Annotated in this window: 17 protein-coding genes and 1 other RNA gene; 13 read left to right on the top strand and 5 right to left on the bottom strand. The window is 63.2% G+C overall.

Going from position 1 to position 15,775, the window contains the following annotated elements:
• The first annotated feature begins 12 nt into the window (after positions 1-12).
• Positions 13-990 (top strand): protein translocase subunit SecF, encoded by a 978-nt coding sequence (gene secF, locus HUV48_RS04840; protein ID WP_176266584.1) that lies wholly within the window; start codon positions 13-15, stop codon positions 988-990.
• On the opposite strand, the gene HUV48_RS04835 is transcribed toward secF, so the two are convergent.
• Positions 987-1,559, bottom strand: coding sequence for a helix-turn-helix domain-containing protein (locus HUV48_RS04835; RefSeq protein WP_176266583.1), 573 nt, complete (start codon positions 1,557-1,559; stop codon positions 987-989). The two genes, secF and HUV48_RS04835, sit on opposite strands and share 4 nt — an antisense overlap.
• A 100-nt stretch (positions 1,560-1,659) precedes the next feature.
• Here HUV48_RS04835 and HUV48_RS04830 point away from each other — a divergent pair, with 100 nt between their 5' ends.
• Complete coding sequence (locus HUV48_RS04830) at positions 1,660-2,139, top strand: DUF6456 domain-containing protein (RefSeq protein WP_176266582.1); 480 nt, start codon at positions 1,660-1,662, stop codon at positions 2,137-2,139.
• A gap of 68 nt (positions 2,140-2,207) precedes the next feature.
• Positions 2,208-2,789: a glutathione binding-like protein gene (locus tag HUV48_RS04825; RefSeq protein WP_176266581.1), complete on the top strand. Its 582-nt coding sequence runs from the start codon at positions 2,208-2,210 to the stop codon at positions 2,787-2,789.
• 4 nt (positions 2,790-2,793) lie between these two features.
• Here HUV48_RS04825 and HUV48_RS04820 read toward each other — a convergent pair whose 3' ends face one another.
• Together HUV48_RS04820 and HUV48_RS04815 are read right to left on the bottom strand one after the other, a co-directional pair.
• Complete coding sequence (locus tag HUV48_RS04820) at positions 2,794-3,372, bottom strand: uracil-DNA glycosylase family protein (RefSeq protein ID WP_225871510.1); 579 nt, start codon at positions 3,370-3,372, stop codon at positions 2,794-2,796.
• A complete protein-coding gene (locus HUV48_RS04815; protein ID WP_176266580.1) occupies positions 3,369-5,162 on the bottom strand; it encodes an ABC-F family ATP-binding cassette domain-containing protein in 1,794 nt (597 codons plus the stop codon). The genes HUV48_RS04820 and HUV48_RS04815 overlap by 4 nt, the downstream gene beginning before the upstream one ends.
• Before the next feature lie 102 nt (positions 5,163-5,264).
• On the opposite strand from HUV48_RS04815, the gene HUV48_RS04810 reads away from it, so the two are divergent.
• From HUV48_RS04810 to HUV48_RS04795, 4 genes are all read left to right on the top strand, one after another.
• Positions 5,265-5,993 carry an SIMPL domain-containing protein gene (locus tag HUV48_RS04810; RefSeq protein ID WP_217906662.1) on the top strand — a complete coding sequence of 243 codons (729 nt, stop codon included), beginning with the start codon at positions 5,265-5,267 and terminating at the stop codon, positions 5,991-5,993.
• A gap of 84 nt (positions 5,994-6,077) precedes the next feature.
• Positions 6,078-6,383 carry a PepSY domain-containing protein gene (locus HUV48_RS04805; protein WP_176266579.1) on the top strand — a complete coding sequence of 102 codons (306 nt, stop codon included), beginning with the start codon at positions 6,078-6,080 and terminating at the stop codon, positions 6,381-6,383.
• Positions 6,384-6,474: 91 nt separating this feature from the next.
• Positions 6,475-7,152 (top strand): response regulator transcription factor, encoded by a 678-nt coding sequence (locus tag HUV48_RS04800; RefSeq protein WP_176266578.1) that lies wholly within the window; start codon positions 6,475-6,477, stop codon positions 7,150-7,152.
• Between the two features lie 127 nt (positions 7,153-7,279).
• The gene (locus tag HUV48_RS04795) at positions 7,280-8,593 is read left to right on the top strand and encodes a sensor histidine kinase (protein WP_176266721.1); all 1,314 of its coding nucleotides are present in this window, start codon (positions 7,280-7,282) and stop codon (positions 8,591-8,593) included.
• A 66-nt stretch (positions 8,594-8,659) separates the two neighbouring features.
• On the opposite strand, the gene HUV48_RS04790 is transcribed toward HUV48_RS04795, so the two are convergent.
• Both HUV48_RS04790 and HUV48_RS04785 read right to left on the bottom strand, forming a co-directional pair.
• Positions 8,660-8,884: a hypothetical protein gene (locus tag HUV48_RS04790; RefSeq protein WP_176266577.1), complete on the bottom strand. Its 225-nt coding sequence runs from the start codon at positions 8,882-8,884 to the stop codon at positions 8,660-8,662.
• Positions 8,885-9,027: 143 nt separating this feature from the next.
• Positions 9,028-9,321: a chorismate mutase gene (locus HUV48_RS04785; RefSeq protein ID WP_176266576.1), complete on the bottom strand. Its 294-nt coding sequence runs from the start codon at positions 9,319-9,321 to the stop codon at positions 9,028-9,030.
• Positions 9,322-9,394: 73 nt separating this feature from the next.
• On the opposite strand from HUV48_RS04785, the gene HUV48_RS04780 reads away from it, so the two are divergent.
• The 6 genes from HUV48_RS04780 to HUV48_RS04755 all read left to right on the top strand — a co-directional run bounded on the left by HUV48_RS04780 (position 9,395) and on the right by HUV48_RS04755 (position 15,722).
• The gene (locus HUV48_RS04780; protein ID WP_176266575.1) at positions 9,395-10,417 is read left to right on the top strand and encodes a polyprenyl synthetase family protein; all 1,023 of its coding nucleotides are present in this window, start codon (positions 9,395-9,397) and stop codon (positions 10,415-10,417) included.
• A 20-nt stretch (positions 10,418-10,437) separates the two neighbouring features.
• Positions 10,438-12,852 (top strand): ATP-dependent helicase HrpB, encoded by a 2,415-nt coding sequence (hrpB, locus tag HUV48_RS04775; RefSeq protein ID WP_176266574.1) that lies wholly within the window; start codon positions 10,438-10,440, stop codon positions 12,850-12,852.
• Positions 12,853-13,004: 152 nt separating this feature from the next.
• Positions 13,005-13,283, top strand: a complete 279-nt coding sequence (locus HUV48_RS04770) for an ETC complex I subunit (protein WP_176266573.1) — start codon at positions 13,005-13,007, stop codon at positions 13,281-13,283.
• A 34-nt stretch (positions 13,284-13,317) separates the two neighbouring features.
• Positions 13,318-13,412: signal recognition particle sRNA small type (ffs, locus tag HUV48_RS04765), an RNA gene on the top strand.
• Positions 13,413-13,460: 48 nt separating this feature from the next.
• Positions 13,461-15,341 carry a DNA polymerase III subunit gamma/tau gene (locus HUV48_RS04760; RefSeq protein WP_404799913.1) on the top strand — a complete coding sequence of 627 codons (1,881 nt, stop codon included), beginning with the start codon at positions 13,461-13,463 and terminating at the stop codon, positions 15,339-15,341.
• A 39-nt stretch (positions 15,342-15,380) separates the two neighbouring features.
• A complete protein-coding gene (locus HUV48_RS04755; RefSeq protein WP_176266572.1) occupies positions 15,381-15,722 on the top strand; it encodes a YbaB/EbfC family nucleoid-associated protein in 342 nt (113 codons plus the stop codon).
• The last annotated feature ends 53 nt before the right edge of the window (positions 15,723-15,775 follow it).

The raw sequence follows: 15,775 nt of genomic DNA, 5'->3' as shown, positions 1-15,775 counted from the left end.
GGATTTACTGACATGCGACTTCTCAAACTCGTTCCCGATGATACGAACATCCCGTTCCTGAAATGGCGCGTGCCGTTCTTCGTCGTCAGCATCATCCTGATCGTAGCAAGCTGGGTCGCGGTAGCGACGCAGGGGCTTAATTACGGGGTCGACTTCGCAGGCGGTCAGGAAATCCGCGCAACGTTCACCGAAAGCTCCGCGGCGCCGATCCCGGAAATTCGCGAGACCGTCGGCGCGCTAGGCTACGGCGACCCGGTGGTGCAGCGCTTCGGCGAGCCGAACCAGGTTTCGATCCGCGTTCGCCTGCCCGACGAGGTCGCGGACGACAAGGAAGCAGCCGATCGCATCGCGGAGCAGATCACCTCGACGCTGCAGACGAATTATCCGGACTTCCAACTGGACGGCCGCGATACCGTGTCGGGTAAGGTTTCCGGAGAATTCCGCGAGCGCGCGGTCTACGCGCTGCTCGCCGCCATGCTGGCGGTCGCAATCTACATCTGGGTCCGCTTCGAATGGCAGTTCGGTGTCGGCGCGCTGTTCGCACTGTTTCACGACGTTTCCCTGACGCTGGGTATGTTCGCGCTGTTCCAGATCGAGTTCTCGCTCCAGATCATCGCCGCCATTCTCGCAATCATCGGTTACTCGCTGAACGATACGATCGTCGTTTACGACCGCATCCGCGAAAACCTGAAGAAGTACCGCAAGATGCCGCTGCCCGAATTGCTCGACCTTTCGGTCAACGAGACGCTGGCACGGACGGTGATGACGTCGCTGACGCTGCTCATCGCGCTAATCCCGCTATTGCTGTTCGGACCGGCCAGTCTGTTCGGTCTGGTCGCTGCGATCGTGCTCGGCCTGTTCGTCGGTACCTACAGCTCGGTCTACATGGCAGCGCCGATACTGCTTTGGCTGAAGGTCAATTCCGACAGCTTCATCCCGCGCGAGAACGTCGCCGACCGGCAGGAGCGGATTGCGCGCGGCGAGCTCTAGAGCCGCCGAACGAGCATTTCGGCGACCCCGATCCAGGCGGGGTCGTCGACCACCATCTGTTTCTCGCCGTGACCGGGCGGAAGCAGCCCGACGAGACTGCCGCGGCGGTCGATAAGCCTGCCAAAGGCGAAGCGGCCGCCGGGGCGGGGCACGAGCACGTCGCGGTTGATCGCCCGCCCGCTGTCAGCCGGATCGACCTGGCGCAGCCACAGCTGGTCGCCGCTGCGGTATTCGCCGACGCTCGCCTCGACCGTCAGGACCATGAGCGGGCCGTCACCGCCGAGCTCGGTGGCGAGCATTGCGTCGTGCGGGTCTTCGAGCGCCTCGGCACCGCCGTCTTTCAGGACTGCTACCACCTGCGCGGTATCGTTCTGTTCGGATCGCACCAGAATGTCCGGATCGACGCCGAGCGCCGCACCGATCCGCTCCATCCACTTTACCGATAGCGTGCGCATCCCGGTTTCAAGCCGCCCGATCGTTTGCGCAGTGGTCGGCGGATCGCAAGCTTCGGCGAGATCGGCGAGCGTCCAGCCCCTTTCTTTGCGAACGGTACGGATGCGGTTGATCATGGCGCGGTCTCTACTAACCAAATTGGTGAATTATCTTTCCTACACGCCCCGTCCGTTGGCAAGCGGCCCGCCTTTGTTTTCAACAACGGGACCGGCATTCATGAAACAGGAATTAAGCGAACGCGAACTGACGAGCGAGGGACCGCGGCGGGCCTCACGGTCGCGGAACAGGCGCGGACGAAGCGCGACGGTCAACCTCGCCGAGTCGCCGATCAGCTGGCTTCACGCGCGTGGACATATCGACGACCGCCTGTTCGCCGCCGGAGAGCAGCTTCGCGCCGATTACGAACGCTCGCAGCTATCGGCGAACGTCACCATGCGGTGGATCCCGTTGCGCATTTCGGGACAGAATGCGGATCGGGGGCTCAATCCATCGGAACGGCAGGTAGCGGCCAGGCAGCGCTTCGATGGAGCGGTCGCTCATGCCGGGCGCGGTATGGCCGACATTCTGTGGCGCGTGGTGTGCGCGGGAGAAAGCCTCTCCGCAGCCGAGAAAGGCCTGTCGTGGCCTTCGCGCAGCGGGAAGCTAGTGCTGAAACTCGCGCTCGACCGGGTGGCCGACTTCTACCGCATCGGCTGATTGCGGAACCCGCAGCGGCTCGCGTCCGTAAGTAAGGCGCTAACCTTTATCAAACGGAGCAACCCCGAATGAAACTCTACTACTCGCCCGGCGCCTGCAGCCTCGCCAGTCACATCGCCCTGATCGAAGGCGGCAAGGATTTCGAGGCGGTGAAGGTCGACCTCTCCAGCCACGAAACAGAAAACGGCGACGACTTCTACGAGATCAATCCGCGCGGCTACGTTCCCGCCATAGATACGGGCGACTGCGGGCTGATTACCGAAAACCCTGCGGTTCTGACCTACATCGCAGAGAATACGGGCGGCCTGCCCGCCGGTGAACCGTTCTACCGAATCCTCGAATGGCTCGGTTTCATCGGCACCGAACTGCACGGCGCGTATCATCCGCTGTTCGGCGAGGCGAGCGACGAGCAGAAACAAAAGGCGAAGCAGAAGCTCGCGAAGAACTACAAGCTGGTCGAGGACCAGATGAATGGCAGCGAATGGCTTGTGGGCGAAGGGCCAAGCGTAGCCGACAACTACCTGTTCGTGACCCTTACCTGGGCAGAGAACTTCGGCATTGAACTGCCTGACGCGCTTGTCCAGTACCGGGAACGCAACAAACAGCGCGATGCTGTCCAGAAAGCAATGAAGGCCGAAGGCCTGACCTGACCGACTAGGCTTCGCCGCGAAGCAGCGTGCTGACCCGGTCCCGGAGATCGGGCAGCACCTCTTCCGCGAACCAGGGGTTCTGTCTCATCCACAAGGTGCTACGCCACGAAGGGTGGGGCAGGGGAAGGAAACGCGGCAGGTAGTCGCGGTAACGCCGGATGCGCTCCGTCATCGTAAGTTTGCGGGTGTCCGGCAGGTAATATCGCTGTGCATAGGTGCCGACGAGCAGTGTCAGCCGGTCCGCCGGCAGTTCTGCGAGGATTCGCGCGTGCCACAGCGGCGCGCATTCGGGGCGGGGCGGATTGTCTCCGCCCTTCGCCTTGCCAGGGTAGCAAAGCCCCATGGAAACGATAGCGACCCGGGCCGGGTCGTGCAGCGTCTCCGAACTTATGCCGAGCCATTCCGCGAGCCGCTCACCCGACTTATCCTCGAACGGTATGCCGGTTTCGTGCGTGATGCGTCCGGGCGCTTGTCCGACCACGAGTATGCGCGACGTGCCCGAAAACTGGGCGATCGGCTTGGGTTCGAGCGGCAGGTACGCTTCGCAGAAGCGGCAGGCGGCGACTTCCTGGTGAAGGCTCAACCCTCGACCTGTTCCGCCAGCATGAGCCAGCGTTCTTCCGCCGCGTCCTTCTCCGCGCGGGCATTCTCCAGACCCTTCGAAATATTCGCGAACTTCTGCGGGTCGGAGGTGTAAAGAGCGGGATCGGACAAGATTTCCTCGCCTTTCGAGATTGCGGTTTCGAGTTCTGCAATCCGGTCCGGCAACAATTCGTAATCGCGCTGGTCCTTGTAGGAGAGCTTGCTTGACTTCGGAGCCGGAGGGGGCGGGAGTGCCGGTGTATCGGACGAACTGTCCTTCGGCTTGGCTGACTTCGCAGTTCGCTCGCTGCGTTTCGCGGCCCAGTCTTCGTAGCCGCCTGCTACGACATCGACGAAGCCGCTTCCGTCGAGGCCAAGCGTGACCGTCACCGTCCGGTCCAGAAAGTCGCGGTCGTGGCTTACGATGAGCACGGTGCCGTCGTAATCCGCGATGACTTCCTGCAAGAGGTCGAGCGTTTCGAGGTCAAGATCGTTCGTCGGCTCGTCCAGCACGAGCAGGTTCGATTTGCGCGCGAACTCACGGGCGAGCAGCAGGCGCGAACGCTCGCCGCCTGAAAGCGTGGCGACCTTGGTATCGACGATGCCGGGATCGAACAGGAACTCTTTCAGGTAGCCCTGCACATGCTTGCGCGTATCGCCAACGTCGATCCAGTCGCCGCCTTCGGCCAGCACCTGCCGCACGGTCAGTCCCTCGGTCATAAGGCTGCGCTGCTGGTCGATCATGACGCCGGTGAGGTTCTGCGCGATCGTAACGCTGCCGCTGTCGGGCTCGATCTCTCCGGTCAGCAGCTTCAGCAGCGTCGTCTTGCCGGCGCCGTTTGCGCCGACCACGCCGATCCGGTCGCCGCGCTGGATGCGTAGCGAGAAGTCGCGGATGATCTTGCGCTCGCCGTATGATTTGTTGACGTCCTGCGCGACGATGACCGACTTCGACTTGAAGTCCTCGTCGCTCGCCAGCTTCAGCTTCGCGGTACCGGCGCTCGAAATCATCGAAGCCCGCTGGGCCCGCATCTGGAAGAGCTTTTCGAGCCGCCCCTGGTTGCGCTTGCGCCGCGCAGTGACGCCGCGTTCGAGCCAATGGGCTTCGAGCTTGAGCTTCGCATCGAGTTTTTCGGCGGCGCGCGCCTCTTCGGCGTAGACCTGCTCTTCCCACGCTTCGTAGCCGCCAAAACCGACTTCCTTGCGCCTGAGCGAACCGCGGTCGAGCCACAGCGTGGCGCGGGTCAGCCGCTTGAGAAAGGTCCGGTCGTGACTGATGACGAGGAATGCGCCCGTGTAGCGCGATAGCCAGTCTTCGAGCCAGTCGATGGCGGCAAGGTCGAGGTGGTTGGTCGGCTCGTCCATGAGCAGCAGGTCGGGGTCCTGCGCAAGTGCGCGGGCGATGGCGGCGCGGCGCCGCTCGCCTCCACTGGCTCCGGCAGCGGGTGTGCTCATATCGATTCCGAGCTGTCCGGCGATTGCCTCAATCTCATGCTCGGCAGGGGCATGCGTCCCCGCAAGAGCGAAATCCATCAGCGTTTCGTGCGTGCTGAAATCGGGTTCCTGTTCGAGCAGCACGATCCGCGTTCCCGGCTTCACCTTGCGCTGTCCGCGGTCGGTTTCCAGGCGGTCCATGACGAGGCGGAACAGCGTCGTCTTTCCTGCCCCGTTGCGGCCGATCAGCGCGATCCGGTCGCGCGGTGCGATATGCAGGTCTAGCCCTTCGAATAGCCACTTGCCGCCGATCTGCAGGGCGACGTCTTCGAGGCTCAAAATTGGGGGCTGTGCCATAATGGGGGCCGCTTAAACGCAGGCGGCGGCGGTAACAAGCCGGTTCACTCGGCGGAAAGCATACGGCGCGGATATAATGTAACATTTAACAGGAGAATCGTCATGGTGCGTAAACTGCTTCCCTCGCTATCCCTTGCGCTGATCGCGCTTCCGATCGCAGTGCCTGCCGCCGCCGCGGAAGTTCAGATCCAGGTCCAGAACCCGGTCGTCGAACTGTCAGTGAGCGAAACCGTGCGTACGGCGCCCGATGTCGCGATGATCAATGCCGGTGTGCAAACCCGCGCTCCCACAGCGCGCGAAGCAATCCAGCAGAACGCGGAAGCGATGGACAAGCTGATCGCGCAGATGCGCCAACTCGGCATCGAGCGGAAGGATATCCAGACCTCCAGCTTCAATCTCAGCCCCAACTACCGTTACAATCAGCAAACGGGCGAGCAGACCTTCGACGGATACAATGTGAACAATCAGGTGAGCGTTACCCTTCGCGATCTGAAGTCGGCAGGCGAGGTGCTGGACGCGCTGGTTCAGGCGGGTGCGAACAACGTTTACGGTCCGACGTTCATGGTCGAGGACGATACCGCCATCAAGGCCGAAGCACGCCGGACTGCGTTTGCCCGCGGCCTGTCGCAGGCGCGCGAATATGCGCGGTTGGCCGGCTACAGCGATGTACGGCTCATCGAGGTGAACGAGAGCGTCCATGGCTACGGTCCCGTTCCGCCTCCCCCTCCAATGGCAGTACGTACGGAATCCGCGGATGTCTCTACGCCTATCGAACCGGGCGAGGTCGGAGTGGGTATCATGCTCGGGCTGAAATACGAAATGACGCGCTGAACCTGCGCCATTGCCAAGGGCTGAAAGGCACTTTTCGTACCATTCACAAATCGTTCAATGGCTTCGGCCTAGACGGTGATGGTCATGAAAAGTCTCCGTTCAGCTCTTATTGCAGGCGCGCTCGCCTCCGGCCTCGTCCTTACTTCACCTGCACAGGCGCAGTCGCGCAGCGACCAGGGCGAGGCGCGCAAGGAAATGCGCGCCGGTAACCAGCTTTCGCTGCGGGAGGTCGAAAGCCGTATCCTTCCGACCATGCGCGGCGCGGAATATCTTGGGCCTTCCTACGATTCCCGGGCGCGCGCCTACCGGCTCAAATTCATCCGGGACGGACGGGTTACATTTATCGACGTCGACGCGCGAACCGGACGGATAATCAAGCGCAGCCATTGATGCGAGGCCGGCACGCGAAACGCTCTTCCGGTTGACGCGTTCTGTTTCATGCCGCATTTCCGCGGCAAATTAGCTGACAGGGGCCGTTTGTATGCGCGTATTGATCGTCGAGGATGAACCGACACTCGGCAACCAGCTTAAATCGACGCTGGAGCAGACCGGATATGCGGTCGATTTGTCGACCGATGGTGAGGACGGGCATTTTCTCGGCAGTACCGAGGATTACGATGCGGTCATTCTCGATCTCGGACTGCCGGAAATCGACGGGCTCACCGTGCTCGGCATGTGGCGCAAGGAAGGCCGCGACTTTCCCGTGCTGGTTCTGACGGCGCGCGACAGCTGGTCGGACAAGGTTGCAGGTCTCGACGCAGGCGCGGACGACTACCTCGCCAAGCCGTTCCAGACCGAAGAACTGATTGCCCGCCTGCGCGCGCTTATCCGCCGCGCGTCGGGTAACACGTCGAGCGAATTGACCGCTGGCGACGTACGCCTCGACACGCGCTCGGGCCGGGTGACGCTGAAGGGCGAGCCGGTCAAGCTGACGGCTCAGGAATACAAGCTCCTGTCCTATCTGATGCACCACAAGGGCAAGGTCGTCAGCCGGACCGAACTGATCGAGCATATCTACGATCAGGATTTCGACCGCGATTCAAACACCATCGAGGTGTTCGTGACGCGCATTCGCAAGAAGCTGGGTGCGGACGTGATCACTACGATCCGCGGCCTCGGATACAGTCTCGACGATCCTGCCGACGCGCCTAGGGCCTGACGTGAACGCGCTCGACACTGCCGGGATCGCTCCCGAACAGGATCGGGCGCGGAAGGAAACGGACGACCCGAACAGCGTCGTTATCCCGGTCGCGGCGAACCACACCGGCGGCAGCCTTGCCACGCGGATGATGTTTATTGCCGCGGGCTGGATTACCGTGCTGCTGCTTGCGGGCGGCTTCGCGCTTGACCGGACGCTGACCAATCTGGTCGAGAACAATTTCGACGAGCAACTCGAATACAACCTCAACGCCATGCTCGTTTCGGCGGAAGTCGACGAGCTTGGCGAGGTCTGGTTCAACCGGCCGCTTGCCGACCAGCGATTTCTAGAGCCGAACAGCGGGCTATATTGGCAGATCAGCGGCGAAGGATATGATGATTATCCGTCGCGGTCGTTATGGGACCGCACGCTTGAGCTGAAGGACGAGGATTTCGACGACGAGATCAACGTGTATGCAAGCGACCAGTTTCCCAGCGAGCCTCTGCGCATCGCCGAGCGTACGGTCATCCTGCCGGGTAGCGACGTAAAATGGCGCTTCGCTGTCGCGGCCAGTCAGGAAGAGGCGAATGCGCAATTGAGCAGCATCCGCTCGATTCTCGTGTGGAGCTTCGTCATATTGGGGCTCGGCCTGTTCCTGTTGGCGGTGCTTCAGAACCGGGTCGGTCTTCGCCCGCTTCGCCGCGTCCGCCAGGCGATTCAAAGCCTGCGCACGACGGGTGCGAACCGGATCACCGAGCCGCTGCCGCTTGAGGTGCAGCCGCTAGTCGAGGAATTGAACGCGCTGCTCGCGCATTCGGAGAAGCAGGCGGAGGAAGCGCGCACCCACGCCGGCAATCTAGCACATGCGCTAAAAACGCCGCTTACGGTCATCAACAACGCCGCGACCGCAAAAGCGGCCGACCTGCCCGACACGGTGATCCGCGAGGCGACGACGATGCGCCGCCATGTCGACCATCATCTCGCGCGGGCTAGAGCCGTCGGCCGGCGCGCCATCGGTCACGCACGTACGCCGGTATGCGAAAGCGCGCAGGCGGTGCAGCGCGCGATCGAGCGGCTTTATCCCGAGGTTCGCTTCGACCTCGACGGTAACAAGCAGGCGAAGGTCGCGATCGAACGTCAGGACCTCGACGAAATACTCGGCAACATGATCGAGAACGCTGCAAAATACGGCGGCGGGAGCGTGTTCGTGACGGTGGATGCCGAGGCGGGCAGCGAGCAATGCGTCATTTGGGTCGAGGACGACGGTATGGGTATCCCCGAAGAAGAGCGCATCCGCATTTTCAAGCGCGGCGCGCGCCTCGATACGGATAAGCCAGGAACCGGCCTCGGCCTTGCGATCGTCCGCGATGTCGCGGAAATCTACGGCGGCTCCGTTGAACTGACGGAAAGCGAGGATCTTGGCGGACTTCTGGTCCGATTGAGCCTGCCGCGGGCAGGCTAGAGTTGGCGCTTAAGTAGTACAAAAAAGGACCGGATAACCGGCCCTCTTTCGTAACTCGAAGACGGCTTAGGCGCTGATCGGGTCACCTTCATCGTCGCCGCCCGAAGCGACCAGAAATACACCGAAGGCCACCAGACCGAAAATTGCGGCTGCTGTGCCGGAGGCGTTGGCGCCCATTTCGCTTTCACCGGCTACGGGAGCGGCGGCACGCGAAAAATTCGCGTTAGCAGCGATCGGCGTAGCGATCATGGCCATCGCGGCAAGCGCACCGGCAAGCTTCAAAGATTTCATTTGCAATTTCCCCTAAATCCCAGAGTTTAAACTTGACGAAGCAGAACGTTACGCCGTCCTTTGCGCTGCTTCAAGCACCCTCGAACGTTTTGATCACGCGTGGTGCGAAATTGCGACACCATATGCGTTGAGACGCAAATACCTTACTTTCGGCGCGCCTGTTCGTGATGGCGAATGACCTCATCGATGATGAAGCGAAGGAATTTCTCGCTGAATTCGGGGTCGAGTGCGGCGTCTTCCGCCAGTTTGCGCAGGCGTTCGATCTGCCGCTTTTCACGCCCCGGATCCGCTGGGGGTAGCGATACACTCGCCTTGTATTGCCCGACCGCCTGCGTGATGCGGAAACGCTCCGCCAGAATGTGGATCAGGGCCGCGTCGATATTATCGATACTGCGCCGGTAAGCATCGAGTTGCGGATCGCTGTCATTCTCGCTCATCGGACCGCTTATAGCGCCGCTGCGCTCCAATCCAAGCTTGCAAAGCGCCTCCCTAGTGACCATTTGCAACCCCATGAGCGCGAAGGTCGTCCCATTCAAACCGGAGCAGCCAGAGCGCGCGCCGTCCCTCGATCCCATGCTGGCGCAGACCGCATCGGCGATGAACGCGGTCAATACGGTCATTCTCGACCGGATGCAGAGCGAGATACCGCTCATCCCCAGTCTTGCAGGACATCTGATCGCCGGTGGCGGCAAGCGGCTGCGCCCGATGCTGACGCTCGCAGGCGCGGACCTCATCGGCTATCAGGGCACACGCCATCATAAACTCGCCGCTGCGGTCGAGTTCATTCACACCGCTACACTGCTGCATGACGATGTCGTCGACGGAAGCGATCTCAGGCGCGGCAAGGCGGCCGCCAACATCATTTTCGGCAACCCCGCGACCGTGCTGGTCGGCGATTTCCTGTTCAGCCGCGCCTTCGAATTGATGGTCGAGGACGGCAGCCTGAAGGTCTTGAAGATCCTCTCGGGTGCCAGCGCCATCATCGCCGAGGGCGAAGTCGATCAATTGACTGCACAGCGGCAAATCGAGACGAGCGAAGAGCGCTACCTCTCGATTATTGGCGCCAAGACGGCAGCCCTGTTTGCCGCCGCGAGCCGGATCGCCGCAGTGGTGGCGGAGCGCGGAGACGCTGAAGAGCGGGCACTGGACGATTACGGCCGCAATCTCGGGATTGCATTCCAGCTCGTCGACGATGCCATCGACTACAGTTCGAGCGCGGCGGAGATGGGGAAGACACGGGGCGACGATTTCCGCGAAGGAAAGATGACGCTGCCCGTCATTCTCGCCTACGCCCGCGGCGACGAGGACGAGCGGCGCTTCTGGAAAGCGGCTATCGGCGGCCATCGGACTACGCCGGAAGACCTCGCCCACGCGATCCGCTTGATCGAACGCCACGACGCGGTTGCCGCGACGCGCGAGCGCGCTCGCCATTTCGCGGAGCGCGCGGTCGATGCGCTCGCAATTTTTCCCGAAAGCAAGGCGCGTATGGCCATGGCGGAGGCAGCCCGCTTCGCGGTTAGCCGCGGCTACTGATTTCGTTCAGGGGCGCAGGCATGCGTGAGCTGCCGATCAATGCCGTCCTGCCGCAGCTTCTGGCGGCTCTGTCGAAAGATACCGGCGCAGTCCTGATCGCGCCGCCGGGTGCGGGCAAGACGACCGCGGTCGCCTCTGCCTTGCTGGACGAGAACTGGTGCAGCGGGCAGATCATCCTGACATCGCCTCGCCGCGTTGCCGCCCGCGCAGCGGCAGAGCGCATGGCGCAGCTTCTCTCCGAGCGCGCGGGCGAGACCGTGGGCTATGTCACAAGGCTCGACAGCAAGCAGTCGGCCGCGACGCGCATCCTCGTCATGACCGAAGGTATTTTCGTCAACCGGATCGCTGCCGACCCCGAACTGACCGGCGTTTCGGCGGTCCTGTTCGACGAAGCCCACGAACGCCATCTCGATACCGACCTCGGCTTGGCGCTGGCGCTCGAAAGCCGCTCGGTGCTGCGCGAGGATCTGCGCGTCGTCGTCATGTCCGCGACCATCGACGGAGAGCGGTTCGCGAAGCTGATTGGACCAGATACCGCGGTGATCGAAAGCGAGGGCAAGGCCTTTCCGATGTCAATCGAATGGCTCGGCGCACGCTCTGAACGGCGGATCGAGGAAGAGGTAGGCGATGCGGTCATCCGCGCATGGAAGGAACGGGATGGCGACATTCTGACCTTTCTTCCCGGCGTGCGAGAGATCGAGCGGACCCGCGACTATCTTGCCGGCAAACTGGCTGATGCCGTAATTCTTCCGCTGCACGGGCAGGTTGCACCCGCCGAGCAGCGCGCGGCCATCCGCCGCGATCCTGACGGTCGCCGCCGGATCGTGCTGGCGACCGCGATTGCGGAAACCTCGCTCACCCTCGAAGGCGTGTCGGTCGTCGTCGACAGCGGGCTTTCGCGGCGCGCCGAATACGACCGTGCGGCAGGAACGACGCGGCTGGTAACGCACCGCGCCAGTCAGGCGTCGGCGGCGCAGCGGGCAGGCCGTGCGGCGCGGCAGGGCCCCGGAATTGCCTACCGCCTATGGGAAGAGGCAGGCCATGCCGGGCGGCGCGCGTTCGATCCGCCGGAGATCGAGACGTCCGATCTGACGCCGCTGATGCTGCTTCTCGCGCAGTGGGGGACGCGCGATCCGGGTGATCTTGGATGGGTCAATCCGCCGCCCGCCGCATCGGTCGCCGCAGCGCAGGCGAACCTCAAGGCGCTGGGCGCGCTCGACGACTTATTGCGCCTGACAAAGCGAGGGGAGGAGCTTTCGCGGCTTCCGCTCGCTCCGGCATCGGCAGCCATGCTGCTGTTCGCCGGCGAGCACGGGATGGCCGACGAAGCGGCGCGGCTGGCGCTGCTGCTTCAGGAGCGCGGGCTGGGCGGGCGCGGAGAGGATCTGGAACGGCGGCTTGCAAATTGGAACGGCGACCGGAGCGAACGCGCGCAGAAATCGCGCAAGCTTGCGAGCGGCTGGGCGGCCAAGGTTGCGACAGCTGCCGAACCGTCGCCGACGGGTAAGCCGCCGCTAGGCATCGTGCTGGCGTCCGGAAGGCCCGACTTCGTGGCGCGCAGGCGCGATGCGAGCGGCGAGAACTGGCTGGCGGCGGGCGGGCGCGGCTTTCGGCTCGATCCCGCTTCGTCGCTTGCGCGTGAGGAATGGCTCGTCATCGGCGATGCGCAGGGTCATCCGCAAGGCGCACGGATCACGGCGGCGCTCGCGCTGACCATGCAGGAGGTCGAAAGCTGGCTAGGTGACCGGATCGAAAAAACCAAGCGGCTGCGCTGGACCGGCGAGCGTGTCGAAGCGCGGCTCGAACGCCGGCTCGGCGCGATAATTCTCGCGAGCGGACCCGACCCTGAGCCTGACGAGAAAGCGATCACTGCACTGCTTGTGGAAAAGGCTGCCGAAAACCTTAGTGATATCCTGCCGAAAAACCTACTGGCGCGTGCCCGTTTCGCCGGAGTGCAGGCATTAAGCGAACAGGCATTACTAGCTTCAGCCGACACCTGGCTACTGCCGCTATTGCATGGACGGCGCGACCTCGACCTGCCTTCGAGCGCCTGCGCAGAAGCCGCGCTGGGGCTCCTGTCCTGGGACGAACGGCAGCGACTCGATGAAAAGGCCCCGCGCCAGTTCGTCAGTCTCGCCGCTACGCAGCACGCGGTGGATTACACGTCGGACGATGCGCCTAGCGTGGAGGTGCGCGTGCAGGCCCTTTTCGGCCTCGATCGGCATCCGATGATCGGCGACACGCTGCTGCTGCTGAAGCTCACCAGTCCGGCCGGACGGCCGGTACAGGCGACGCGCGATTTGCCTGGGTTCTGGCGCGGAAGCTGGGCCGACGTCGCGAAGGAAATGAAGGGCCGCTATCCCAAGCATCGTTGGCCGGAACAGCCATGGACCGAAAAGCCCAGCCTCAAGACCAAGAACGCGTTTAATAAATAGGCCTCAAGCGCCGGCGCTCGCATCCGCTCGCTTGGCTTTCCTCGCTCATGCGGCCTCACGGCCGCGTCGCTGCGGGCGGGCAGTCGCCCTTGCGGCCCGCCGGGCCGAAATGCACTCTTGATTTCTCGCACGTCTTGCAGAAAGGAAACCGCATGCCAGCACGAATTTACCAGCGACCGAAAAGTGCGATGCAGTCGGGCAAGGCGCGCGTCGACGAATGGGTGCTCGAATTCGAGCAGACCGAGGCGCGGCGGCCCGACCCGCTGATGGGCTGGACCGGCAGCGGCGATACGCAGGCGCAGGTAAAGCTGACTTTTCCGGACAAGGACGCGGCGAAAGCCTACGCCGAAAAGCATGGCATTCCCGCACGCGTTCATGTGACGCCGCCGAAGACGCTGAAGCTCCAAGCTTACGCCGATAATTTTCGGTAATTGATTTTCCGATCGGTTATCGCCATATCGCCCGCCGGGAGTCGGGTGGACGTTTGCGTTCGCTCACCGGGTCAGGTCCGGAAGGAAGCAGCCCAGGTGGATTGCGGCGGGTCGCTCGGCTCCTTTTTCCCACATCCCCGGCATGACAAAAGGCGGCGTAGCGCCTAGCTAATCGTCATGCCTGATTCTCCGCAGAATAACGACATGCCGGACGGCGGCCTGCCATGGGCAGACGACGCGGAAGAGGCTAAGCCGAGCGCGGCCGAACTCGAAGCGGCGGGGCAGAATGCGCTGTTCGGGGACCCGGTTCCGGTGCCTGACGAGCCGAAACCGGCTAAAGCAGGCGAAGCGTCCACAACTGCACCTAAATCGCCCACAACTGCACCGAGCGCGGTTCAAGGCGCGGTGAACCCTCCCGAAACGGACCCTGCGACGCCTTACCGGGTGCTCGCGCGAAAGTACCGTCCGCAGACCTTTAGCGAATTGATCGGCCAGGAGCCGATGGTTCGCACGCTCGCCAATGCGATCCGCCGCGACCGGCTGGCGCACGCCTTTCTGATGACCGGGGTGCGGGGGGTCGGCAAGACCTCGACTGCGCGCCTTATCGCGAAGGCCTTGAACTGCATCGGTCCCGACGGGCAGGGCGGTCCGACGATCGATCCCTGCGGCGTGTGCGAGCCGTGTCTCGCTATCGCCGAAGGTCGCCACATCGACGTCATTGAAATGGACGCGGCGAGCCACACCGGCGTCGACGACGTGCGCGAGATCATCGAGGCGGTGCGCTATTCCGCCGTTTCGGCGCGCTACAAGATTTACATCATCGACGAAGTCCACATGCTGTCGCGCAACGCGTTCAACGCGCTATTGAAGACGCTCGAGGAGCCGCCGGCGCATGTGAAGTTCCTGTTCGCGACGACCGAGGTCGACAAGCTGCCGGTAACGGTGCTCAGCCGCACGCAGCGCTTCGACTTGCGCCGCATTCCGGCGCAGCTGCTGCAATCGCATTTCGGCTGGGTCTGCGAGCAGGAGGGCGTCGAGGCGGAAACCGAGGCGCTCGCCATGATCGCGGGCGCTGCGGAAGGCTCGGTGCGTGACGGGCTGTCCATTCTCGACCAGGCGATCGCCCATGCCGATATGGAAGGCGGCGAGGGCGCCACCGCAGTCACCGCCAAGATTGTTCGCGGCATGCTCGGCCTGGCGGACAAGAGCGCGCAGCGCCGCCTGCTGGGTCATATCCTCGAAGGCGATGCCAAGGCGCTGCTCGCTGCGATTGGCGAGCAATATGCGCTTGGAGTCGAACCGCTCGCCCTCATGCGGACGCTGATGGACCTCGTCCACCGTGTCACCGTGGCGCAGGTCGGCGGCGGACAGGCCGACGCGCCGAGTGCGGAGGAAAGCAGCGCGCTAACCGACTTTGCGCAGCGCCTGACGCCGGGGCAGCTTCACCGCCTGTGGCAGCTACTCCTGAAGGGCCATGACGAGGTGCGGATCGCGCCGGATCCGCTCGCCAGCGCGCAGATGGCACTGCTGCGCGTGCTGCATGCGGCGGACATGCCCGATCCCGGCAGCCTGGTGAAGCGGATGGAGGAACTGGCCCGGTCGGCCCCCGCACCCTCCCAATCGGACAGCACCGCCAGTCAGGGCAGCGCGCCCGAGAGTAACCTTGCGGACCGCTGGCTATCTCTGATCGAGGTAGTCGAGCGCGGCGGGCATCACCATGCGGCCAGCATCATGCGGCTGCAGGTTCGCCCGATCGCGATGTCGGACGGCGAACTCTCTTACTCGCGCGACAAGCGTTACCGTGACGAGGTTGCCGCCGTGCTGCGCGATGCGCTGATACAGGCGACCGGAAAGCGCTGGACGCTCGACGAGCAGCAGGCGGGCGGGCTTCCCTCTCTGGTCGAACAGGACGAGGAACGCTCGCGTTCCGCCGAAGCGGCCATGCGCGAGGATCCGCTGGTGAAAGCGGCGTTCGCGGCCTTCCCCGATGCCGAATTCGTCGAGGAAGAGGAGCGGGCACCCCGCGGCGGACATACAAACTGGAGCAAAAGCGCCTAAATACGGTATGTATCTGCAGCGCTGAAGAGGACACGAACTATGCAATCGATGGAAGAAATGATCGCCGCCGCACAGAAGGCCGCGGAGAAAATCCAGACGCAGATGGGCGAGGCCCAGGCGAAACTCGATTCGATCGAGGTCGAGGGGCAATCGGGCGGCGGGCTTGTAAAGATCCGTTGCACGGCCAAGGGGCGCATCCTGTCTGTCAATATCGACGAGAGCCTGATGAAGCCCGAAGAAAAGCAGATGGTCGAGGACCTCGTCACCGCCGCCTTCAACGACGCGCGCGACAAGGCCGACCGTGCCTCGAACGAGGAAATGCAGAAGATCCAGGGCGGCATGGGCCTTCCGCCGGGATTCAACCTTCCCGGCATGGGCTGAAAATTCACTAAAAAACAAGCTTCGCGCGCCATTATTTCTTAACACAATAGCGC

The organism is Qipengyuania atrilutea (assembly GCF_013370205.1).
Taxonomy (GTDB): domain Bacteria; phylum Pseudomonadota; class Alphaproteobacteria; order Sphingomonadales; family Sphingomonadaceae; genus Actirhodobacter; species Actirhodobacter atriluteus.
Note: the sequence above shows the minus strand (reverse complement) of the source record. Positions and strands in the feature narration are given on the sequence as shown.